Here is a 20,793-nt window from a genome sequence, read left to right as displayed (position 1 = left end):
AGACCAATGACTTCATCCTCCCCTGCCGCCCCGCGAGGCAGGGAACGCCGACAGCGCGACAGCCGCGTCGGCGACAAGATCTTCATGAACCTCGCCCGCGGTGCGGGCATCCTGCTGCTGGTCATCATGGCCGCGATCGCCGGCTTCCTGGCCTGGCGCTCGGTCGTGGCCCTCGGCAACAACGACGGCAACTTCCTCACCACCTTCGAGTGGACGCCGGACGCCCCGAAGCCGGTCTTCGGCATCGCCGTCCTGGCCTTCGGCACGATCGTCAGCGCCGTGATCGCGATGGCGATCGCCGTCCCGGTGGCCATCGGGATCGCGCTGTTCATCTCGCACTACGCGCCGCGCCGGATCGCCCAGCCGTTCGCCTACCTGGTCGACCTGCTCGCCGCCGTCCCCAGCATCGTCTACGGCCTCTGGGGCGCGCTGTTCCTCGTCCCGCACATGGACGGGCTGACCAGCTGGCTCAACCAGTACCTGGGCTGGACGTACATCTTCGACCAGACCAGGACCGGCACCCCGCGCAACCTGTTCACCGTCGGCATCCTGCTGGCGATCATGATCCTGCCGATCATCACCGCGGTCTCCCGCGAGGTGTTCCGCCAGGTGCCGCGGATGCACGAGGAGGCGGCGCTCGCCCTCGGCGCGACCCGCTGGGAGATGATCCGCACCGCGGTGCTGCCGTTCGGCCGCCCCGGCATCATCTCGGCCTCGATGCTCGGCCTCGGCCGGGCGCTCGGCGAGACCATCGCGGTCGCGGTGGTGCTCTCCGCCAACAGCGTCCTGTCGCTGCACATCCTGGACGCCGGCGGCGGCACCTTCGCGCAGAACATCGCGCTGAAGTTCGCCGAGGCCGGCAACAACGGCCGCGACGCCCTGATGGCCTCCGGCCTCGTCCTGTTCGTGATCACCCTGCTGGTGAACGGTGCCGCGCGACTGATCATCGCCCGCCGCAAGGAGTACTCGGGGGCCAACGCATGACCACCGTCACCGTCCCCGAGGACGCCCGGCCGCAGGTCGGCCCGAAGCTCACCGCCAACCGGCTGCCCAAGTGGACCCCGCCCGTCGTCGCCGTCGGCTCGATCGCGGTCGGCTGCGGGATCGGCGCCGCCGCCGGCCTGGAGAGCCACCTCCAGTGGGGCCTGATCTCCGCCCTGCTGTTCCTGGCCGGCAGCTACCTGATCTCGGCCCAGGTCGAGGGCCGTCGGCAGGCCAAGGACCGCTTCGCCACCTCGGTGGTCTGGGTCGCCTTCATCCTGGCCGTCGTCCCGCTGGCCTCGCTGACCGTCTACACGGTCCAGCAGGGCATCGGCGTGGTGAACGGGAACTTCCTGAGCCACTCGATGAAGGGCGTGATCCAGAGCGGCCCCGGCGGCGGCATCTACCACGCGCTGCTCGGCACCCTCCAGCAGGTCGGCCTGGCCACCCTGATGGCCGCCCCGCTCGGTCTGCTGACCGCCGTCTACCTGGTGGAGTACGGCCGCGGCCGGCTCGCCAAGGCGGTCACCTTCTTCGTCGACGTCATGACGGGCGTCCCGTCGATCGTCGCCGGTCTGTTCATCCTCTCGCTCTGGAACCTCGCCCTGGGGTTCAGCTACTCCGGCTTCTCGGGCAGCCTCGCGCTGGCGATCCTGATGATCCCGGTCGTGGTCCGGTCGACCGAGGAGATGCTCAAGCTCGTCCCGAACGAGCTGCGCGAGGCCTCGTACGCCCTCGGTGTGCCGAAGTGGAAGACCGTCCTGCGGATCGTCCTCCCCACCGCGATCGGCGGCATCACCACCGGTGTGATGCTCGCGGTCGCCCGCATCACGGGCGAGACCGCCCCGGTGATGATGCTGGTGTTCGGCGCCGACTACATCAACAGCAACCCGTTCGACGGACCGCAGCAGTCCCTGCCGATGTACATCTGGCAGCAGTACTCGGTGGTCAACAACGACTTCGGCTACGCCCGCGCCTGGGGCGCCGCGCTGGTGCTGATCGCCTTCGTGATGGGGCTCAACCTCATCGCCCGGGGCATCGCACGCTGGCGCTCGCCCAAGGCCGGACACTGAGCGACCACTGACGTACGAAACAGCATTCATTAGCGGCCCTCCGGCCGCGGGCGAGAGAAGCAACGATCATGGCCAAGCGCATCGACGTCAGCGGACTGTCGGCCTACTACGGCACCACCAAGGCCATCGAGGACATCTCGATGAGCATCGAGCCCCGCTCGGTGACCGCCTTCATCGGCCCCTCCGGCTGCGGGAAGTCCACCTTCCTGCGCACCCTCAACCGGATGCACGAGGTGATCCCCGGCGCCCGGGTCGAGGGCAAGGTCCTCCTGGACGACGAGAACCTGTACGCCTCCAACGTCGACCCGGTCGCCGTGCGCCGCTCGATCGGCATGGTCTTCCAGCGCCCGAACCCGTTCCCGACCATGTCGATCTACGACAACGTGGTCGCCGGGCTCAAGCTCGCCGGCGTGCGGAAGAAGGCCGTCCTGGACGAGGTGGTGGAGCGCTCCTTGAAGGGCGCCAACCTCTGGAAGGAGGTCCACACCCGACTGAACAAGCCGGGCGCCGGCCTCTCCGGCGGTCAGCAGCAGCGCCTGTGCATCGCCCGCGCGATCGCGGTCGAGCCGCAGGTCCTGCTGATGGACGAGCCCTGCTCCGCGCTCGACCCGATCTCCACCCTCGCCATCGAGGACCTGATCGGCGAGTTGAAGTCGCAGTTCACCATCGTCATCGTGACCCACAACATGCAGCAGGCGGCCCGCGTCAGCGACCGCACCGCCTTCTTCAACCTGGCCGGCGTCGGCCAGCCGGGCAAGCTGATCGAGCTGGACGACACCCAGCGGATCTTCTCCAACCCGTCGGTGCAGGCGACCGAGGACTACATCTCCGGCCGCTTCGGCTAGACCGACCCCAGCTGTCCCGCGGTGCTGCATGGCGGTGCCGCCGCGGGACATGAAGAAGGGCCCGCCCCCGAGATGTGGGGGCGGGCCCTGTCAGTTGTCGGCCGGGGCGGAGCGTCGGCGGTCAGCCCCAGAAGAGGTGGACGAACCAGTACATCAGTGCTGCGACGACGGCGGCCGCCGGCATCGTGATGAACCAGCCGAGCACGATGTTCTTGGCGACGCCCCAGCGCACCGCGCGGATCCGCTTGGTGGCCCCCGCGCCCATGATCGCCGCGGTGATCACGTGGGTGGTGGAGATCGGCGCCTTGAAGACGAACGAGGTGATGTACATGATCACCGAGGAGGTGGCCTCGGCCGCGAAGCCCTGCGGCGGGTCCAGCTCGATGATCTTCCGGCCGAGGGTCCGCATGATCCGCCAGCCGCCCGCGTAGGTGCCCAGCGAGAGCATGGTCGCGCAGGAGATCTTCACCCAGACCGGGATGTCACCGGTGGTCTGGTGGCCCGAGATGGTGAGCGCCATGACCACGATGCCCATGGTCTTCTGGGCGTCCTGCAGACCGTGGGCCAGCGCCATCGCGGCGGCCGAGGCGGTCTGGGCGACCCGGAAGTTGCGCTTGGCCTTGTGCGGGTTGGCCCGGCGGAAGATCCACAGGATCGCCAGCATCACGATGAAGCCGCCGACCAGGCCGACCACCGGCGAGACGATCATCGGGACGACGATCTTGTCGATCACGCCGCTCCAGATCACCTCGGTGCCGCCGGCCAGGGCCGCACCCACCAGGCCGCCGAACAGCGCGTGCGAGGAGGAGGACGGCAGACCGAAGTACCAGGTCACCAGGTTCCAGGTGATCGCCCCGACCAGGGCCGCGAAGAGGATCGCCATCCCCTGGTTGCCGGTCGGCGTCTCGATGATCCCGCTGGAGACGGTGTGCGCCACCCCGCTGCCCAGGAAGGCACCGGCCAGGTTCATCACGGCGGCCATCGCGAGCGCGGCCCTCGGGGTCAGCGCCCGGGTGGAGACCGACGTGGCGATCGCGTTCGCCGAGTCGTGGAAGCCGTTGGTGTACGTGAAGAAGAACGCAACGCCGATGACGGCGATGAGTGCAGCCATGTCCACGAGGGTCAGGACTCCTTGACGGCGATGGTCTCCACCGTGTTGGCGACGTGCTCGAACGCGTCCGCCGCCTCCTCAAGGACGTCCACGACCTGCTTGAGCTTGAGGACCTCGATGGCGTCGTACTGACCGGAGAACAGGTGGGCGAGCAGCTTGCGGTGGATCTGGTCGGCCTGGTTCTCCAGCCGGTTGACCTCGATCCAGTACTCGGTCAGGTTCGACATGCTGCGCAGGTTGGGCATCGCCTCGGCGGTGAGCTCCGCGGCGCGCGCCAGCACCTCGATCTGCTGCTCGACGCCCTTCGGCAGGGTCTGGATGTCGTAGAGGACGACCAGGTCGACGGCCTCCTCCATGAAGTCCATGATGTCGTCCAGCGACGAGGCGAGGCTGTAGATGTCCTCGCGGTCGAAGGGCGTGATGAAGGAGGAGTTCAGCTGGTGGAAGACGGCATGGGTGGTGTCGTCCCCGGCGTGCTCGGCGGCGCGCATGCGCTCGACGATCTCCGCGCGGGCCGACACGTCTGATCCCAGCAGTTCGAGCAGGAGCTTCGATCCGACGACGAGGTTCTCCGCGGCGGCGGCGAACATGTCGTAGAAACTCGTCTCCTTCGGGGTCAGGCTAAAACGCACGGAATTCTCCGATGTGCGGGGTACGGACTGAACGATGCTAGGTGCAACCGAGCGCGATCGCGCAAACGGGGTGGTGACCTGGGAGGCGGAACCTCCCCTTCCGTTCGGCTGCCGCACGGGCTGTCCCGGACCGCGCCGCCAGGGGCGGACGCAAGGACTCAGTCTGACGGAACCTCGACGCGTTTGCCCCGTCCCGCGTGCGGAAGACCGGGGCGCCGCTCAGACGGGTTAACCCCGCCGCGACCCCGACCAGGCCGTTCGGCACATGCCGGGTGGGCCGTCGGAACACCACGCGGGGCCCCGGTGTTGGACACTGGAGGCCGACGCAGCCACCAGGCACCCAGACGAAGGCGGGCCGATGACCACGACGCAAGCGCGCACCGAGCCGGACCACGCGCCCGGGACCGGCCCCGGGGCCGACACCCCCGCCGCCGAGGGCCACGGCGCCGCGGACCACGGCGGGCACAGCCCGCACGGCCCGCACGGCTACAGCGCGCAGAAGGACGCCCACCTCAAGCGGCTGCGCCGGATCGAGGGCCAGATCCGCGGCCTCCAGCGGATGGTGGACGAGGACGTCTACTGCATCGACGTGCTCACCCAGGTCTCGGCCGGCACCAAGGCCCTGCAGTCCTTCGCGCTCTCCCTGCTGGAGGAGCACCTGCGGCACTGCGTCGCCGCGGCCGCCGAACAGGGCGGCGCCGAGCTGGACGCCAAGGTGGCGGAGGCCTCGGCCGCGATCGGCCGACTGCTGCGCAGCTGACCCCGGGGGGGCCGTCAGCCCTCGCCCTCCCGCTCGGTCCGGGCCGGGTCCACCCGGTCCAGCAGCACCTCGTCGATCCGCTCGGTCGGCAGCCGGTCACCGGCGCTGGCCGTCGCGGCGATCATCAGCTCGCCGGCCAGCTCGATCTCGTCGAGGGCCGCGTCGTCGTGGCCGCCGCTGCGGCCGCCCGTGGACGACACCACCTGCACCACCCCTTCAGTGCCTCGCCAGCCCGGGCGGCAGCCACCCGACGTCCAGCCTAGGCACTCCGGGGCCCGTCCACATGGCACGGACGGGCCATCTCGGCGCCGCCGAAACGGGTGACCGTCGCTCCCCGGACGGCCACCCGCGCCGGCGGCGCCCCGTTCCGCCCCGGCGCCGGGGCGCTACTTCGGGCTCTCCGTCGGCTTCATCTGGTAGATGTCCGAGGCCGGCGGCTCGGCCGCCTCGACCGGCTTGCCGAAGTCCGACAGGGCGGTGGTCGAGGTGACCTTCACCTGGTCCTTGGCCTCCTTCGAGCCGGCCACCCCGGCGAAGGTGAACACCTCCACCACCTTGTGCAGCCGCCCCTGGTCGTCCAGCCAGGCGTCGTACGGGACCTCCTTGACGGTGAAGGTCTGCCCGCCCATCCGCAGGCCGTCCCCGCCCCGGCCGCCGGTGGCGTCGGCCGCCTTGGCCAGGTCCAGGGTGCCGCGGTAGTGGTGCAGCGGGGTGCCGTCCACCGTCTCGGTGCCGACCAGGTCGGCCTTCTGCACCCCGCGCAGCGCCCCCGCCGCCGTGGCCGGATCGGTGGCGCCGCTGCTGACCAGGTTGCCGTCCGGCAGTTGGCGCACGTCCAGCTTCACCCACTTGCCCTCGGGCACCTTGGCACCGCTGTTCTGCAGGTAGACGGTGCCCGGCAGGACCACCTCGACGATCTTCCCGGTGGTCGCCGCCCCCGGCGGCACCTGGACCTCCAGCCGGCCGATCCGCTTCACGTAGTCGTAGCCGCCGGTGCCGGAGAAGGACGCCTTCTTGTCCGCGGACTCCGTGACCAGCTCGGTGGCCGCGTGCGCGGAGCCGGTGCGCCCGGTGATGTCCGCCGCGCCGCGCACCGCCGCCACCGGGTCGGCGGCCAGCTGGTCGGGCGCGTTCGACTGCTGGTCGGAGGAGCCGCCACCGGAGTGGGCCGAGCACCCGGCCGCCCCCGCGGCCAGCGCGGCGGCGAGCACGGCGGCGCCGGCCGCCGCGCGCAGGCGCGGCCCCGGACGGCGCGCCGGCCGCCCGGTTCGCTGCTGGTCGGTCATCTTCATCCTCGCGACAACCCCCTCGGGACCGACTGCCCCGCCGACTGCGGCACCGGCTGGGGCGCCGGGAGGGCAGAGCTCTTTCCGGGCAAACGAGTTGGCTCGCGAAGGGTTACGGGTCCGGCGGGAACCGGCGGGTGTCGCGTGAGGGTCGCCCGGCGCGTTACGGTGAATCCCGTGCACAGTGAGCTGCCGGTCGCCCCCGGCACCACCCCGATGCCCGAGCACCGCGTCGCGCTCAGCGAACGCGGTTCCTTCGCCTTCGCGACCTGCAGCTGCGGCTGGTACTCCGCCGCCCGCCGCTCCCGGGACCTGGCCCGCCGCGAGGGGGCCGACCACCTCGCCGAGTACGGGGCCGACGCACCCTAGGGGCGTCCGGACCCGTTCGGACCGTTCGGTGCGGCGGGGTACCCCGGGCCCTCAGGCCGCGAGGTCGGACTCCGGCGGCTGCTCCTCCCGGCGCACCGCCCCCCGCCCGCGGCGCCGGCCGCGCCGCTCGGTGCCCCGGCCGGCGGCGGCCCCGCGCTCCGGGGCCCGGACCAGCGGGGCCACCGCCGTCCGGGTCAGCGCGTGGCAGAACGGGACCAGCACCGCCATCGCGATCGGCGCCAGCAGCAGCACCACGGCGACGGCCAGCGCGAAGCCGCCGATCACGTCCGTCGGGTAGTGGACGCCCATGAACATCCGGCAGAAGCCCTGGAGCAGGGCCAGGCCCCCGGCGATCCAGCCCAGCTTCCGGTTCACCAGGAACAGCGCCACCGCCACGGCCATCGTCATGGTCGAGTGGTCGCTGACGAAGGAGTGGGTGCCGGCCTTGCCGTCCACCAGCACCAGCAGCCCCGGGTGGTCGACGAAGGGCCGCGGCCGGTCCACGATCGCGGCGATCGGCAGGTTGGCCAGCTCGGCGACGGCCACCGAGAGCGGCACCCAGAGCAGCCCGGCGATCGCCACCGGCGCGTCCGGGCGGCGTCTGGCCTGCAGCCAGCCCACCAGCCCGAGCAGCGCGAGGCCGATCAGGATGCCGTACTCGCCGATCCACGACACCGCGTGGTCCAGCCACTGCGGGGAGCGCTTGGCCAGGCCGTTGACGGCGTAGAGCAGACCGAGGTCGGGGTTGGTCGTGTCGGCAAGCGGCGTCGACACGCCGCACCTCCTTCTGGTCCGCTGCACCTGTTCGATCCCGCCGGGGCCCGCCCGGCGGGCGAAGCTGACGAGGGACCACCGGACCCAACGTCATCGCCGGGACCCAGCGTTCCACGGAAACGCGCGGTTATGGAAACTTGACTCAGCGTCCACAGGCCGCACACAGATCGGTGGACGACTCAGCCGGTCCCACCGGTTGCGGCGGCCCCGTTGACCCGCCCCGCGGCCGTCGGGGCGGCCGGTGCGGCGGCCGCGGGCCGGCTGCCGGGGGCGGTCGGGGTCGGGGTCGGGGCCGTCGTGCCCGGGCGGCTCGGGGCGTTGACCGCGCCGCTGGTGTTGTTGCGCGTCGGCAGCGCCTGGGCGCCGTCCGTGGTGACCCGGGTCGCCCCGATGTACTCCTTGGTGTCGATCTTGTCGTAGCGGATCACCGCCCCGGTGTGCGGCGCGTTGATCATGTAGCCACCGCCGACGTAGATCCCCACGTGGTGGATGCTCCGCGGGTCGCTCAGGTCGGTCGCGAAGAACACCAGGTCGCCCGGCCGGAGCTGATCCCGTGACGGGTGCGGTCCGGCGTACCACTGGTCGTTGGCCACCCGGGGCAGGGCGATGCCCACGGTGGCGAACGCGGCCACGGTGAGCCCGGAGCAGTCGAACCGCCCGTTCTGCCAGGCCGCCCCGTCCCCGCCCCACAGGTACGGCGTGCCGAGCTTGGTCTGCGCGAAGTAGATCGCGGCGGCCGACTGCGCGGACACCTCCACCGGCGCGGTCGGCGCGGCGAAGCTCCGGGCCATCGCCTGGATGTTCCGCACGTACCCCTGGGTCTCCCTGTACGGCGGGACGCCCCGGTTCGACGTCACCGCGTACGGGCCGGCGTTGTAGGCGGCCAGCATGTTGGCCTGCGGATCGCCCGGCACGCCGGCCACGTCCTTGGCGAGCGCGCAGTCGTAGACCGCCGCGGTGGCGATCGCGTCGTACGGGTTCCAGACGTCCTTCTTGCCGTCCCCGTCACCGTCCGTGGCGTACATCGGCCAGGTGCCCGGCATGAACTGCGCCATTCCCTGTGCCCCGACGCCGGATTGGGCCTTGGGGTCGAAACCGCTTTCCTGGTACAGCTGCGCCGCGAGCATCGGCGGGGAGATCTCCGGGCAGAGCGAGCCCCACTTCTGGATCGCGTCCTGGTAGGCCGCCGGAACGGTGCCGGGGGAGAGGGCGGAACGATTCGCCGCCAGTTGCGGTGTCCCACCCGCCGCATACGTCCCCATCGTCACCAGACCGAGGAACCCGAACGCGACAACTCCCGCCGCAGCGGCGGCCGTACCGGCCTTCCGGAGTACCATCAGCACCATCCCGACGAATCGTCAGTCGAAGTGTCCCGGAAGGCGTTGCTCACCGCAATCATCAGAGATACAAAGAGTGAGCGCTATCCTTCGTACGGTGGACATCCTCGCGTACGTGTCCGATGCCTCACGACCAATCCGCGAGAAGTAGCCAAGTCGACATCAGATCTGGCCAAGAATAGGCACCGACCCTTCGCGCGGGCGGGGTCCGGGCCCTTGAATTTGCCTGATCGGGCGGTGAGATGGAAATGAACCTGAGCAGCGTGCACACCTATGCGGTCGGCCACCTGGCCGAGGACCCTCCCAAGAAGCCGAATATCGACACCATCATCGGCGGGATCGCCCCGGACTGGGGCCCCTTCGCCAGCCTCGGGTCGGAGGCCCGGGTGATGGTCGAGGTCATCATGGCCGTCGCCATCCTCGTCTGCCTCGGCCTCGCGGTGTGGGGTGCGGCCAAACAGCGGATCGGCGCGACCGCGATGCGGGACAGCTTCGGAGCCGAACAGGGCAAGGGGCTGATCATCGCCGGGCTGACCGGCGTGTTCATCATTGGATCACTCGGCACTCTGTTCACCATTGTCTACGGCATGGCTATCTGACGATCGGACAGCAGTGACCCGGCCCGCCTGACGACAGGTTCCCGCCCGGACCTCCCCAGAGGGCCGACCCGCCAGGAGTCCACCCCCCGTTCCCACCCCCCGTCCGCGCCCGCCCCCGGACGGAGGGCCCCCGGAGCCGCCCGGCTCCCCGCACCAGGAGGGCCGCCGTGCCGTTGTCCGACGACCAGCCGCACACCCGTACGCGGCTGCCGGTCGACGAACAGCCCTCCGCACTGCCGACCAGCCGTCAGTCCAGGCCGCTACGCACCCTGCTGACCGTCCTCGTCGTCGTCACCCTGCTCGTCATCGCCATCTCCGTCGCCAACCGCGGCAAACCGGACCCCGGCAGCGGCGGCAGCTCCGCCGACCGGGCGGCCCCCAGCGCCGGCTCCGGCGCAGGCCCCGCGCCCAGCGGCGACCAGCCCGTCGGCACCACCGTCAACGGCATCGCCTCCGGCTACCCGCACAGCGACCAGGGCGCCCAGTCCGCCGCCGCCAACTACGCGGTGGCGATCGGCTCCGCGGACATGTTCCGCGCCGACAGCCGCCACACCATCGTCGCCACCATCGCCGACCCGGGCTCCGCCGCGGCCCTGCAGAGCCGGCTGGACCAGGGCTTCGGCGGCGACACCGTCGCCCGCTACGGCCTCGACGCCCAGGGCCACGCGCCCAAGGGCCTCACCTTCGTCAGCCGCACCGTCCCCGTCGGCACCAAGTCGACGGCCTACGCCGACCAGGACGCCAAGGTCGAGGTGTGGTGCACCGGCCTCACCGGCCTCGCCGGCCAGAGCTCCGTCCAACCGGTGACCGCCAACTGGTTCACCCTCACGCTCTCGCTCCACTGGACGAGGAGCGACTGGAAGCTGACCGACTTCACCAGCAGGCAGGGCCCCGCGCCAATGCCCGGAGACCAGCAGGCCGCCACCGCCGAGGAGATCACCGGCGCCGTCCAGCAGTTCGGGGGGTTCCGCTATGCCCGTTGACCAGAGCACACGCCGAACGACCGCACGTCGTACGACCGCGCGCAGAGCGGGGACGCTGGCCGGCGTCCTCGCCGCCGTGCAGTTGACGGCGATGCTGGCCGCCCAGAGGGTGTTCGCCGAGCCGTCGCCGTCGCCGACGCCAACCGGGACGCAGAATCCCAACTGCCCCGATCTGCCGATCTCCGGGAGCGGCATCCTCTGCGTGGACAAACCCGGCGCCCTTCCCGGGAGCAGCACCGTCAACAACGTGACCGATCCGCTCGGGTCGCTCGCCAAGGGGTGTGCGCAGGCGGCGGCGTGGGTGGTGCGGAACCTGTCGGGGGCGATCGACGGGACGACGTCGGTGGACTTCACCAACCAGTCGTTCCTGCAGCAGTACGCCGTGGTGTTCGCCGTGTCGACGGTGATCACGCTGGTGCTGTGGCTGCTGGCGGTGACCAAGCGGGCGGTGCGCGGGGCGTCGTTGACGACGGCGATCTCGGAGGCGGTCGGCTTCCTGTGGCTGACGGTGGTGGCCTCGGCGTTCACGCCGTTGATCCTGTTCACCGTGGTGAGCGTGACGGACGGGCTGACGAAGGCGATCGCGGTCGGGACGAAGTCGGACACCGGGACGTACCTGGGCGGGTTCGCCGACACCCTGGAGAAGGGGAACGTCGGCGGCGGCCCGCTGATCCTGGTGCTGGTGTCGCTGGTCGCGGTGCTGGCGGCGGCGGTGCTCTGGATCGAGCTGGTGATCCGGGCGGCGATGCTGTACGTGGGGGCGCTGCTGGGGACGGCGGTGTACGCGGGGCTGGTGGACCGGCAGTTGTGGAAGCACGTGCGCCGGTGGGCCGGGATGATGCTGGCGGTGGACCTGGCGAAGCCGATCATCGTGATCATCCTGGGTCTGGCGGGGGCGGTGGCGACCGGTGCCGGGGCCAACGACGACTTCGCCCGGGTGCTGTCCGGGTTGGCGATCCTGTTCCTGTCGATCTTCGCGAGCGCCGCGGTGTACCGCTTCGTCCCGACCTTCGGCGACGAGATGCTGAACATGCGCGGGGCCCGGGCCAGTGCGGTGCAGGCCGGTTCGGCGATGATCAACGGGACCGCGAACCTGATGAAGCAGGGCATCTCCACCCACGGCGACCGCGGTCCGCAGGGGGCCGGGGGCGGCGGGGGTGCGGGCGGCGGCTCGGTCGCGCCCGGCATCGCCGCGCACGCCGGCCGGACGCCGTCCCCGCCGCCGCAGGCCGGGCCGCCGCCGCAGGCCTCGGTTCCGAACCGCGACAGCAATCCAGCGAAGGGAGGGTGACGGGTAAGTGAGCAGCGAACCGCTCGGCCAGTACGGGGCCCAGTACGCCCAGCCGTACGTGCACCAGCGCCGCACCTACCTGATCGGCAAGGCCCGCCCGAACGCGGTGATCGGCCGCAACCGGGAGTCCGGGGAGATCATCCTGATCATCTTCGGGGCGTTCCTCGGGATGCTCTGGGGCCTGCTGATGCCGGTCCTGGCACTGCGGATCGCCGGTCTGATCGGCCTGCCGCTGCTGGCCATCGCGGCGGTCTACGTGCCGTACCGCAAGCGGACGTTCTACCGGTGGGTGGAGATCAACCGCACCTACCGCCGGACGGTCCGCAGCGGGCGCGGGCTGTGGCGTTCGGACGCGATGGACGCGGGCACCCGGATGGACGGCCGGGAGGTGGAGGTCGGTCCGCCGCCCGGGGTGGGGCGGCTGCGCTGGCTGACCGCGCCGTTCGGGCCGGACGAGGTCGGGGTGCTGATGCACCTGGAGCGGCGGACGGTGACGGCCGCGATCGAGATCGAGGGCCCGGGCGTCGGGCTGCGCGACTCGGAGGACCAGGAGGCGCTGGTCGACCGGTTCGGCACGCTGTTGAAGCACGTCGCCAACGGGGACGGCTTCGTGACCCGGCTGCAGATCCTGGCCCGCACCCTGCCGGCCGACCCGGACGCCCACGCCAAGGACGTCGAGCGCCGCGGCGACCACGACGCGCCGCGCTGGCTGCAGGACTCGTACGACCAGCTGCAGTCGATGGTGTCGACCTCCTCGGAGCAGCACCGGGCGTACCTGGTGGCGTGCATGCACTACACCCGGGACCTGGCCGCCGAGGCGCACGCGATGGGCCGCACCGCGACCGGCGGGCGGGCCCGGGACGACGACGGGCTGGCGGCCGTGATGGCCCGCGAGCTGACCGACATCTGCGCCCGGCTGGCCGAGGCGGACATCCGGGTGCGCCAGCCGCTGGGCCAGGCCCGGCTGTCCTCGCTGCTGCACTCGATGTACGACCCGGACCACCCGATCGACCACATCCAGGCGATGTCCCGGCGCAACGCCTGGCCGGCCGAGCTGGACGCGACCCACCCCCAGTACCTGACGGCGAAGACCCGGGAGTCGGTGACCCGGGAGCCGTGGTGCCACGCCACCGCCTGGGTCAAGGAGTGGCCGCTCACCCCGGTGGGCGTCAACTTCCTGGCGCCGCTGCTGGTGCACACCCCGGACGTGATCCGGACGGTGGCGGTGACGATGGACCTGGAGCCCACCGACGTCGCGATCGAGCGGATGCTGACCGAGAAGACCAACGACGAGGCGGAGGCCAGTCGCGCGGCCAAGATGAACCGCACGGTCGACCCGCGCGACCTGGCCCACACCGGCCGGGTGGACCAGCGCGGTGACGACCTGGCCTCCGGCGCGGCCGGGGTGAACCTGGTCGGCTACATCACGGTCTCCTCGCGCAACCCCGACGCGCTGGCCCGCGACAAGCGGACCATCCGGGCCTCGGCGGGCAAGAGCTACCTCAAGCTGGAGTGGTGCGACCGCGAGCACCACCGGGCCTTCGTCAACACCCTGCCGTTCGCCACCGGCATCCGCCGCTGACCCCCGCGCCGGTCCTCCGGGACCGGGCCCGTCCATCCACCGCGCCCGTCCATCCACCGCGCCACCCCGTCCACCCACCGCGCCCGTCCACCCCTCGCCGGCACCAGGAGGCCACCCATGGCGATCGGCAACCTCACCGACGCGTTCACCAGCCTGATGTTCGGCAAGGTGGAGACCACCCGGCTGCCGGTGCGTACCTCCACCGGTCAGGCGCAGGCGGTCTACCTGCCCACCGCCGCACCGGGGTTGGGCGACTCGGGCGTGATCATCGGGCGTGAGGTGTACAGCGGCAAGGGGTACGTCTACGACCCCTTCCAGCTGTACGGGCAGCAGCTGCCCGCCCCGCACTGGCTGGTGCTGGGGGAGTCCGGCAACGGCAAGTCGGCGCTGGAGAAGACGTACGTGCTACGGCAGTTGAGGTTCCGCGACCGGCAGGTCGTGGTGCTGGACGCGCAGGGCGAGGACGGCGTCGGCGAGTGGAACCTGATCGCCAACGCGTTGGGCATAAAGTCGATCCGGCTGGACCCGATGGCGGCCAGGGACGGCGGGGTGAAGCTCAACCCGCTGGATCCGGCGATCACGCAGACCGGCCAGCTGTCGCTGCTGCGCACCATCATCGAGGTGGCGATGGGGCGCGGCCTGGAGGAGCGGGCGGGCTTCGCGTTGAAGGCCGCGCACGCCCATGTGGTCGCCTCGGTGACGGACCGCCAGCCGGTGCTGGACGACATCATCGACACCCTGCGCAGCCCCGAGCTGTCCTCGGTGGAGTCGCTGGGCGTGGCGGTGGACGAGGTGCAGTCCTGGGGCCTGGACGTGGCGCTGGTGCTGGACCGGCTGGTCGACGGCGACCTGCGCGGCATGTTCGACGGCCCGACCACGGACGGCATCGACCTGGACGCGCCGCTGATCGTCTTCGACCTCTCGCACATCGACCGCAACTCGATCGCGATGCCGATCCTGATGGCGATCGTCGGGGTGTGGCTGGAGCACACCTGGATCCGGCCGGACCGGAAGAAGCGCATCTTCCTGGTCGAGGAGGCCTGGCACATCATCAACAGCCCGTTCGTGGCGCAGCTGTTCCAGCGGCTGTTGAAGTTCGGCCGCCGGCTCGGACTCTCCTTCGTGGCGGTGGTGCACCACCTGTCGGACGTGGTGGACGGCGCGGCGGCCAAGGAGGCGTCGGCGATCCTGAAGATGGCCTCCACCCGGACGATCTACATGCAGAAGGCCGAGGAGGCGCGGGCCACCGGCCGGGTGCTGGGCCTGCCGCGCTGGGCGGTGGAGATCATCCCGACCCTGTCGCCGGGCATCGCGGTCTGGGACGTCAACGGCAACGTGCAGGTGGTGAAGCACATCATCACCGACACCGAGCGGCCGCTGGTGTACACCGACCGCGCGATGACCGAGGACGCGGTGGCCGAACGGGTGCGGGCCGAGCGGCACTTGGCGGCCGAGCCGGGGGTCTGAGCAGGCGCCGCCGCTGGGGCGGGCCGGGGACCAGGCCGCGGGCGTCGGGCGGGGCCGGGGGGATCGTGTGCAGGCGGTCCGTCCCGGTCCGACGGCGGTGGTTCGTCAGCAGGTAATCCTCTCGTTACGTTCGACATCCTGACAGCTACGCGCGTTGACCCTAGGCTGCACTCGCGCAACACATTGCCCACGCGCCGGCGCGCTCCGCCGCCCGCGTGCTCCTCCGAGGTGCAGGGGATCCCTCATGCTCACCGTCAGATCCCGACGGGCGGCGTTCGCCGTCGTCGCCGCCGCAGGTCTGTTCGGCACGGTGGTCGTGCCGACGGCCGCTCAGGCCGCCGACGCCAACGCCAAGCGTCACAAGACCGTCAACCTCCAGCTGCTGGCGATCAACGACTTCCACGGCAACCTGGAGCCCCCGGCGGGCTCCTCCGGCACGATCAAGGAGATCGACCCGGCCACCGGCAAGGAGGTCTCGACCCCGGCCGGCGGCATCGAGTACCTGGCCACCGAGCTGCGCAAGGCGCGGATCCCGGCCGACGACTCGATCACCGTCGCGGCCGGCGACATCGTCGGTGCCAGCCCGCTCACCTCGGCGCTGTTCCACGACGAGCCGACCATCGAGGCGATGGACAAGCTCGGACTGGACGTCACCTCGGTCGGCAACCACGAGTTCGACCAGGGCGCGACGGAGCTGCTGCGCAAGCAGGAGGGCGGCTGCCACCCGACCGACGGCTGCTACGAGCCCGGCCGGACCTTCAAGGGCGCCAACTTCAACTACCTGTCGGCCAACGTCACCGACGAGCAGTCCGGCAAGCCGCTGCTGCCGCCGTACTGGGTGACCAAGTCGCAGGGCGTCAAGATCGGCTTCATCGGCGTCACCCTGGAGGGCACGCCGAACATCGTCACCGCCGAGGGCGTCAAGGGCCTCAAGTTCGCCAACGAGGTCACCACGATCAACAAGTACGCCGCGGAGCTCAAGGCCAAGGGCGTCAACTCGATCGTCGCGCTGATCCACGAGGGCGGCTACCCGGCCAGCGGCGTCTACAACTACGACTGCGGCGCGGCCGGTCAGGGCATCTCCGGCCCGATCGTCGACATCGCGAAGAAGATCGACCCGGCGGTCGGCGCCATCGTCACCGGCCACACCCACAACGCGTACGCCTGCAGCATCCCCGACCCCAACGGCGTGCCGCGCTCGGTGACCAGTGCCGCCTCCTTCGGCCGGCTGTTCACCGAGATCGACATGAAGCTGGACAAGACCACCGGCGAGATCGTCCGCCCGTCGGTCAAGGCCGAGAACCACGTGGTGCGGCGTACGGTCGAGAAGGCCCCGGACATGACGGCGCTGATCGACCACTACTCCAAGCTGGCCGCCCCGAAGGCCAACCGGCCGATCGGCTACATCGCCTCGGACATCAACGGCCGGGGCAGCAGCGACCTGGAGAAGCCGCTCGGCGACGTGATCGCCGACGCGCAGCTGGAGGGGCTCGCCCCGGCCGACAAGGGCGGCGCCCAGGTGGCCTTCATGAACCCGGGCGGGCTGCGCTCCGACCTGGTCTACAAGGCCTCGGGCAGTGAGGGCGACGGCGTGGTGACCTACGGCGAGGCGTTCACCGTCCAGCCGTTCACCAACATGATGCAGGTCAAGACGCTGACCGGCGCCCAGCTGGTCCAGCTGCTGCAGCAGCAGGTGAGCGGTCTCAACGACGCGGCGCCGAAGATCCTCCAGGCCTCCTCGAACCTCCACTACACCCTGGACATGCGCAGGACCGGCGCGGCCCGGGTGGTCCTGGACTCGATCCGGCTGAACGGCGCACCGGTCGACCCGGCCGCCAAGTACCGGGTCGCCGCCAACGAGTTCCTGGCCGGCGGCGGCGACGGCTTCCCGGCCTTCGCGGCCGGCACCGACAAGCTCGTCGGGGCCTCCGACCTGGACGTCTTCACGGCCTACCTGACGGCCCACAGCTCGGCGGCCTCGCCGTTGAAGCCGCCGGCGCAGGACCGGGTCAAGGTCCTCGGCCCGGGCAGCGACATCGACTGACCGAGAGCCGGACACCGGCCCCGGTGACGGGGCCCTGGGACGGGCGGGGCGCTGTCGGGGCGCCCCGCCCGTCCTGCCGTTCCCGGCGGCTACTCGGGGGCGGGGCCGCCGGGAAGTCGTACGGTCGCCAGCGCGCCGGGGCCGCCGTCCTGGGCCGGGCCCAGCGTGACCTCGCCGCCCGCCTCCCGGACGCTCTGCGCGACGATCGACAACCCCAGGCCGGAGCCGGGGAGTTGACGCGAGGACGGGGAGCGCCAGAACCGGTCGAAGACGTACTGGAGCTCGTCCGGCGGAATGCCGGGACCGTGGTCGCGGACGGTCAGCACGCCCTGCTGGAGCCGGACCTCGATGGTGCCGGCGGGTGGGCTGTACTTCACCGCGTTGTCCAGCAGGTTGATCACGGCCCGCTCCAGGCCCGCCGCGTCGCCGTGCGCGTACCAGGGCTCGACGGTCGTCTCGAAGACCAGCCCCGGGCCGCGGAGCTTCGCCCGCTCGACCGCGCGCCCGGCGATCTCGTGCAGGGCGACCACGGTCAGGTTCGGGCCGGCCTTCGGGGTGTCGGGGCGGGAGAGCTGGAGCAGGTCGCCGATCAGCACGGTGAGTTCCTGCATCTGGGCCTTCATGTTGCCCAGCAGCTTGGTCTTGGTCGCCGGGGGCAGCGGGCGGCCGGTGTCGTTGCTGCGGATCAGCAGGTCGACGTTGGTGCGCAGGGAGGTGAGCGGCGTCCGCAGCTCGTGGCCCGCGTCGGCGATCAGCCGGGTCTGGCGCTCGCGGGAGTTGGCGAGGGCGGTGCTCATCGAGTTGAAGGACGTGGAGAGCCGGGCGATCTCGTCGTCCCCGTTCACGGGGATGGTGCTGCCGACCTCCTCGGTGCGGGCGATGTGCTCGACGGCGTCGGTGAGTTGGTCGACCGGCTTGAGGGAGGAGTGGGCGACCAGGCGGCCGGCGACGGCGGCGAGCAGGATGCCGCCGAGGGAGACGGCGCCGAGGAGGATGGCGAGGCCCTGGAGGGATTCCTCGATGGGCTGGGTCGGAGTCGCGACCATGGCGACGGTGGGCTGCGAGACGTGCTGCACGGAGCTGAGCCGGACGAGCGCCGGGTCGCCGTTCGTGTAGTGCCCGTCCCGGACGATGTACTGGCCGGGCTTGAGCTGGAACGCGGCGGCGTCCTCCGGCTTGATCACGATCGCCCGGTTCGAGCCGGGGGGCAGGCCCACGCCGTTCGGGGTCACGAACTGGGTGTCGCGGGGTGCCGCACCGCTGAACTCCGGTGTGCCGGGGCGGGGTTGGTTGGCGGCGAGCGCGGCTTCCGGGTTCGCGTACAGGTTGAGGTTCTTCCCGACCATGGCGGGGGGTGCGCTGACCAGGTCGGTCTTGACCTGGCTGTACAGCTGCTTGTCCACGATGAACCAGCAGGCCAGCGCGGACAGCGCGATGGCCACGGCCACCGCGGCCGCGCTCATGAACGTGAGGCGGCCGCGCAGCGAGCGGGAGCGGTACCACTGGACCACGCGCTGGCGTCTGCCGGGCACCACCCGGGGCGGGGCCAGCGGCGGGGGCGGAACAGCGTTCACGCGCTGGTGCCGGCGGCCGGGCGGAGGGCGTAGCCGACGCCGCGGACGGTCTGGATGAGGCGCGGCATGCCGCCCTGCTCGGTCTTGCGGCGCAGGTACATGACGTACACGTCCAGGGAGTTGGAGGAGGGCTCGAAGTCGAAGCCCCAGACCGCCTTGAGGATCTGTTCGCGGGTGAGGACCTGCCGGGGGTGGGAGAGGAACATCTCCAGCAGCATGAACTCGGTGCGGGTGAGTTCGACGGGCTTGCCGCCGCGGGTGACCTCGCGGGTGGCGGTGTTCATCCGCAGGTCGGCGAAGGCGAGGACCTCGCTGTCGTCCTCGGCGGCGGCGCGGGCGGCGGCCTCGGTGGCGAGGGCGTTGCGGCGCAGCAGGGCGCGGACGCGGGCGAGGAGTTCGTCGAGTTCGAAGGGCTTGGCGAGGTAGTCGTCGGCGCCGACGTCGAGCCCGGTGACGCGGTCGCCGACGGCGTCGCGGGCGGTGAGCATCAGGACGGGGACGGTGTCGCCGCGGGAGCGCATCCGGCGGACGGCGGTGAGGCCGTCCATCCGGGGCATCATGATGTCCAGCAGGACGAGATCGGGCTTGTCGCGCTCGACGGACTCCAGGGCCTCGTAGCCGTCGGTGGCGGTGGCGACCTCGTAGCCCTCGAAGGCGAGGCTGCTCTCCAGGGCGTCCCGGAGGGCGGGTTCGTCGTCGACCACGAGGAGCCGGGCGGAGGGGTGGCCGGCCTCGGCGGGGGTGCGGTCGTCGGCGGACGGGGTCATGGGCTGCTGCCCTTTCTCGTCGGGTGGAGGGCCCGCTGTCGGGTCTGCTGGGTCTGCTGCTGGTGGCAATTGTCCGCCTCGCGGACGTTCACCGGTTCCTACGGATTGTGGCTCACAGGCTCTGGCTGGATTCGAGCTTCGGCAGGACCTGCTTGATGTCGTTCATCGGGATGGCGAAGCCGAGGCCGACGCTGCCGGCGCCGCTGCTGCCCGAGGAGCCGGAGCCGCTGGGCGCGTACATCGCCGAGTTGATGGCGATGACCTGGCCGTTGGCGTTGATCAGCGGGCCGCCGGAGTTGCCGGGGTTGAGGGCGGCGTCGGTCTGGAAGGCCTTGTAGGTGGTGCTGCTGCCGCTGTTCTGCTGCTGCTGGGCGCCGCCGCCGCGCAGGCCGGGCACGCCGGGCAGGAACGGGAGGCCGAAGCCGCCGTTGCCGCTGGTGGAGCCCTCGTCGAGCTGGACGGTGACGTCGCGGTTCTCGGCGCTGATGATGCCGGAGGTGACGGTGCCGGTGAGGCCGTCGGGGTTGCCGATGGCGACGACCGGGTCGCCGATGGCGACGGTGGAGGAGTCGCCGAGGACGGCGGGGGTGAGGTTCTTGGCGCCGCTCGCGGTGATCACGGCGACGTCGAGGTTCTTGTCGGTGCCGGTCACGGTGGCGGGGGCGGTGGAGCCGTCCTTGAAGGTGACGGTGATCCGGCCGCCGGCCGACGCGCCGTCGATCACGTGGAAGTTGGTGAGGATCTGGCCGTCGGCGTTGAGGACGACGCCGGTGCCGGTGGCGGTGCCGTTGCTCTCCTTGACGGTGATCTGGACGACGCTGGGCGAGACGGCGGCGGCGATGGCGGGCACGTTGGCGGTGCCGTCGGTGCGGGCGGAGACGGGGCTGGCGATCGTTCCGACCCGGTTGTCGGAGGACTGCCGGTCGGCGGCGATGACCCCGCCGGTGACCCCGCCGATGACGGCGGCGATCGCGGCGACGGCGGTCACCAGGGCGAGCCGCCCGCGCAGCAGTCCGCGCCGGGCCCGGCCGCCGTGGCGGCCGGGGCCCTCGGAGTCGGAGGGGTGGCCGAGCAGCGTCGGGGGCTCGGGCGGCATCGGCGGCGGCGGGGGCGTCGCGCCGAAGGCGGCACCGGAGTGGTCCTGGTGGTGGCCGTACCCGGCGTACGGGTCGGTGCCGTCCTGGTGGTGGCCGTACCCGGTGCGCGGGTCGGTGCGCGGGTCGGCGCCGTCGGTGTCGGAGCCCAGCACGGTGCCCTCGATGACGCGGGGCTCGTACGGACCGTACTGCTCGCTGGGGTTGTGCCGCTGTTCGCTCAT

The 20,793-nt window shown here is 71.4% G+C and carries 20 protein-coding genes; 11 read left to right on the top strand and 9 right to left on the bottom strand.

Annotation, left to right across the window (positions count from 1 at the left end):
- Positions 1 to 6 precede the first annotated feature (6 nt).
- From pstC to pstB, 3 genes are all read left to right on the top strand, one after another.
- Positions 7 to 984 carry a phosphate ABC transporter permease subunit PstC gene (gene pstC, locus ACFC1T_RS16260; RefSeq protein ID WP_375888832.1) on the top strand — a complete coding sequence of 326 codons (978 nt, stop codon included), beginning with the start codon at positions 7 to 9 and terminating at the stop codon, positions 982 to 984.
- Entirely contained in the window at positions 981 to 2,054 is a 1,074-nt protein-coding gene (gene pstA, locus ACFC1T_RS16255; protein WP_375888829.1) for a phosphate ABC transporter permease PstA, read from the top strand. Before pstC ends, pstA begins: the two co-directional genes overlap by 4 nt.
- Before the next feature lie 68 nt (positions 2,055 to 2,122).
- Positions 2,123 to 2,899, top strand: coding sequence for a phosphate ABC transporter ATP-binding protein PstB (gene pstB, locus ACFC1T_RS16250; RefSeq protein ID WP_375888826.1), 777 nt, complete (start codon positions 2,123 to 2,125; stop codon positions 2,897 to 2,899).
- Positions 2,900 to 3,020: 121 nt separating this feature from the next.
- Here the strand turns inward: pstB and ACFC1T_RS16245 are convergent, their stop codons facing one another.
- Positions 3,021 to 4,016, bottom strand: coding sequence for an anion permease (locus tag ACFC1T_RS16245; RefSeq protein WP_375888824.1), 996 nt, complete (start codon positions 4,014 to 4,016; stop codon positions 3,021 to 3,023).
- 5 nt (positions 4,017 to 4,021) lie between these two features.
- A complete protein-coding gene (locus ACFC1T_RS16240; protein ID WP_359914173.1) occupies positions 4,022 to 4,642 on the bottom strand; it encodes a DUF47 family protein in 621 nt (206 codons plus the stop codon).
- 358 nt (positions 4,643 to 5,000) lie between these two features.
- Here ACFC1T_RS16240 and ACFC1T_RS16235 point away from each other — a divergent pair, with 358 nt between their 5' ends.
- Positions 5,001 to 5,402, top strand: a complete 402-nt coding sequence (locus tag ACFC1T_RS16235) for a metal-sensitive transcriptional regulator (protein WP_375888820.1) — start codon at positions 5,001 to 5,003, stop codon at positions 5,400 to 5,402.
- A gap of 14 nt (positions 5,403 to 5,416) precedes the next feature.
- Here the strand turns inward: ACFC1T_RS16235 and ACFC1T_RS16230 are convergent, their stop codons facing one another.
- A complete protein-coding gene (locus tag ACFC1T_RS16230; protein WP_375888817.1) occupies positions 5,417 to 5,605 on the bottom strand; it encodes a hypothetical protein in 189 nt (62 codons plus the stop codon).
- A gap of 183 nt (positions 5,606 to 5,788) precedes the next feature.
- Positions 5,789 to 6,688, bottom strand: coding sequence for a hypothetical protein (locus ACFC1T_RS16225; protein WP_375888814.1), 900 nt, complete (start codon positions 6,686 to 6,688; stop codon positions 5,789 to 5,791).
- A 177-nt stretch (positions 6,689 to 6,865) separates the two neighbouring features.
- Between ACFC1T_RS16225 and ACFC1T_RS16220 the strand changes: the two genes are divergently transcribed.
- Positions 6,866 to 7,057 carry a hypothetical protein gene (locus ACFC1T_RS16220; RefSeq protein WP_375888811.1) on the top strand — a complete coding sequence of 64 codons (192 nt, stop codon included), beginning with the start codon at positions 6,866 to 6,868 and terminating at the stop codon, positions 7,055 to 7,057.
- Between the two features lie 51 nt (positions 7,058 to 7,108).
- On the opposite strand, the gene ACFC1T_RS16215 is transcribed toward ACFC1T_RS16220, so the two are convergent.
- Both ACFC1T_RS16215 and ACFC1T_RS16210 read right to left on the bottom strand, forming a co-directional pair.
- Positions 7,109 to 7,831: a phosphatase PAP2 family protein gene (locus tag ACFC1T_RS16215; RefSeq protein WP_375888808.1), complete on the bottom strand. Its 723-nt coding sequence runs from the start codon at positions 7,829 to 7,831 to the stop codon at positions 7,109 to 7,111.
- A 179-nt stretch (positions 7,832 to 8,010) separates the two neighbouring features.
- On the bottom strand, positions 8,011 to 9,168 hold the full coding sequence (locus ACFC1T_RS16210; protein WP_375888869.1) for an NlpC/P60 family protein: 1,158 nt from the start codon (positions 9,166 to 9,168) through the stop codon (positions 8,011 to 8,013).
- A 248-nt stretch (positions 9,169 to 9,416) separates the two neighbouring features.
- On the opposite strand from ACFC1T_RS16210, the gene ACFC1T_RS16205 reads away from it, so the two are divergent.
- The 6 genes from ACFC1T_RS16205 (at position 9,417) to ACFC1T_RS16180 (ending at position 17,134) form a co-directional block, all read left to right on the top strand.
- Complete coding sequence (locus tag ACFC1T_RS16205) at positions 9,417 to 9,767, top strand: hypothetical protein (RefSeq protein WP_375888806.1); 351 nt, start codon at positions 9,417 to 9,419, stop codon at positions 9,765 to 9,767.
- 167 nt (positions 9,768 to 9,934) lie between these two features.
- Positions 9,935 to 10,750: a hypothetical protein gene (locus tag ACFC1T_RS16200; RefSeq protein ID WP_375888803.1), complete on the top strand. Its 816-nt coding sequence runs from the start codon at positions 9,935 to 9,937 to the stop codon at positions 10,748 to 10,750.
- Positions 10,740 to 12,041, top strand: coding sequence for a hypothetical protein (locus ACFC1T_RS16195; protein ID WP_375888801.1), 1,302 nt, complete (start codon positions 10,740 to 10,742; stop codon positions 12,039 to 12,041). The genes ACFC1T_RS16200 and ACFC1T_RS16195 overlap by 11 nt, the downstream gene beginning before the upstream one ends.
- Positions 12,042 to 12,048: 7 nt before the next feature.
- Positions 12,049 to 13,623 (top strand): SCO6880 family protein, encoded by a 1,575-nt coding sequence (locus ACFC1T_RS16190; protein ID WP_375888799.1) that lies wholly within the window; start codon positions 12,049 to 12,051, stop codon positions 13,621 to 13,623.
- A gap of 117 nt (positions 13,624 to 13,740) precedes the next feature.
- Positions 13,741 to 15,090: an ATP-binding protein gene (locus tag ACFC1T_RS16185; protein WP_375888796.1), complete on the top strand. Its 1,350-nt coding sequence runs from the start codon at positions 13,741 to 13,743 to the stop codon at positions 15,088 to 15,090.
- A 244-nt stretch (positions 15,091 to 15,334) separates the two neighbouring features.
- Positions 15,335 to 17,134: a bifunctional metallophosphatase/5'-nucleotidase gene (locus ACFC1T_RS16180; RefSeq protein ID WP_375888793.1), complete on the top strand. Its 1,800-nt coding sequence runs from the start codon at positions 15,335 to 15,337 to the stop codon at positions 17,132 to 17,134.
- Positions 17,135 to 17,223: 89 nt separating this feature from the next.
- Here the strand turns inward: ACFC1T_RS16180 and ACFC1T_RS16175 are convergent, their stop codons facing one another.
- From ACFC1T_RS16175 to ACFC1T_RS16165, 3 genes are all read right to left on the bottom strand, one after another.
- Entirely contained in the window at positions 17,224 to 18,645 is a 1,422-nt protein-coding gene (locus ACFC1T_RS16175) for an ATP-binding protein (RefSeq protein ID WP_375888791.1), read from the bottom strand.
- A gap of 59 nt (positions 18,646 to 18,704) precedes the next feature.
- The gene (locus ACFC1T_RS16170) at positions 18,705 to 19,475 is read right to left on the bottom strand and encodes a response regulator transcription factor (RefSeq protein ID WP_375888789.1); all 771 of its coding nucleotides are present in this window, start codon (positions 19,473 to 19,475) and stop codon (positions 18,705 to 18,707) included.
- 112 nt (positions 19,476 to 19,587) lie between these two features.
- On the bottom strand, positions 19,588 to 20,793 hold the full coding sequence (locus ACFC1T_RS16165) for a S1C family serine protease (protein WP_375888787.1): 1,206 nt from the start codon (positions 20,791 to 20,793) through the stop codon (positions 19,588 to 19,590).

Source organism: Kitasatospora sp. NPDC056076 (assembly GCF_042266305.1).
Lineage (GTDB): Bacteria > Actinomycetota > Actinomycetes > Streptomycetales > Streptomycetaceae > Kitasatospora.
This window is presented reverse-complemented; position numbering and strand designations above follow the sequence as displayed.

What these genes read in the sequence shown, in the direction of transcription:
- pstC (WP_375888832.1), top strand. Translation starts at nt 7, where the DNA reads ATGACTTCATCCTCCCCTGCCGCCCCGCGAGGCAGGGAACGCCGACAG.
- pstA (WP_375888829.1), top strand. Translation starts at nt 981, where the DNA reads ATGACCACCGTCACCGTCCCCGAGGACGCCCGGCCGCAGGTCGGCCCG.
- pstB (WP_375888826.1), top strand. Translation starts at nt 2,123, where the DNA reads ATGGCCAAGCGCATCGACGTCAGCGGACTGTCGGCCTACTACGGCACC.
- ACFC1T_RS16235 (WP_375888820.1), top strand. Translation starts at nt 5,001, where the DNA reads ATGACCACGACGCAAGCGCGCACCGAGCCGGACCACGCGCCCGGGACC.
- ACFC1T_RS16225 (WP_375888814.1), bottom strand. Translation starts at nt 6,688, where the DNA reads ATGACCGACCAGCAGCGAACCGGGCGGCCGGCGCGCCGTCCGGGGCCG.
- ACFC1T_RS16210 (WP_375888869.1), bottom strand. Translation starts at nt 9,168, where the DNA reads ATGGTACTCCGGAAGGCCGGTACGGCCGCCGCTGCGGCGGGAGTTGTC.
- ACFC1T_RS16205 (WP_375888806.1), top strand. Translation starts at nt 9,417, where the DNA reads ATGAACCTGAGCAGCGTGCACACCTATGCGGTCGGCCACCTGGCCGAG.
- ACFC1T_RS16195 (WP_375888801.1), top strand. Translation starts at nt 10,740, where the DNA reads ATGCCCGTTGACCAGAGCACACGCCGAACGACCGCACGTCGTACGACC.
- ACFC1T_RS16185 (WP_375888796.1), top strand. Translation starts at nt 13,741, where the DNA reads ATGGCGATCGGCAACCTCACCGACGCGTTCACCAGCCTGATGTTCGGC.
- ACFC1T_RS16180 (WP_375888793.1), top strand. Translation starts at nt 15,335, where the DNA reads ATGCTCACCGTCAGATCCCGACGGGCGGCGTTCGCCGTCGTCGCCGCC.
- ACFC1T_RS16170 (WP_375888789.1), bottom strand. Translation starts at nt 19,475, where the DNA reads ATGACCCCGTCCGCCGACGACCGCACCCCCGCCGAGGCCGGCCACCCC.
- ACFC1T_RS16165 (WP_375888787.1), bottom strand. Translation starts at nt 20,793, where the DNA reads ATGAGCGAACAGCGGCACAACCCCAGCGAGCAGTACGGTCCGTACGAG.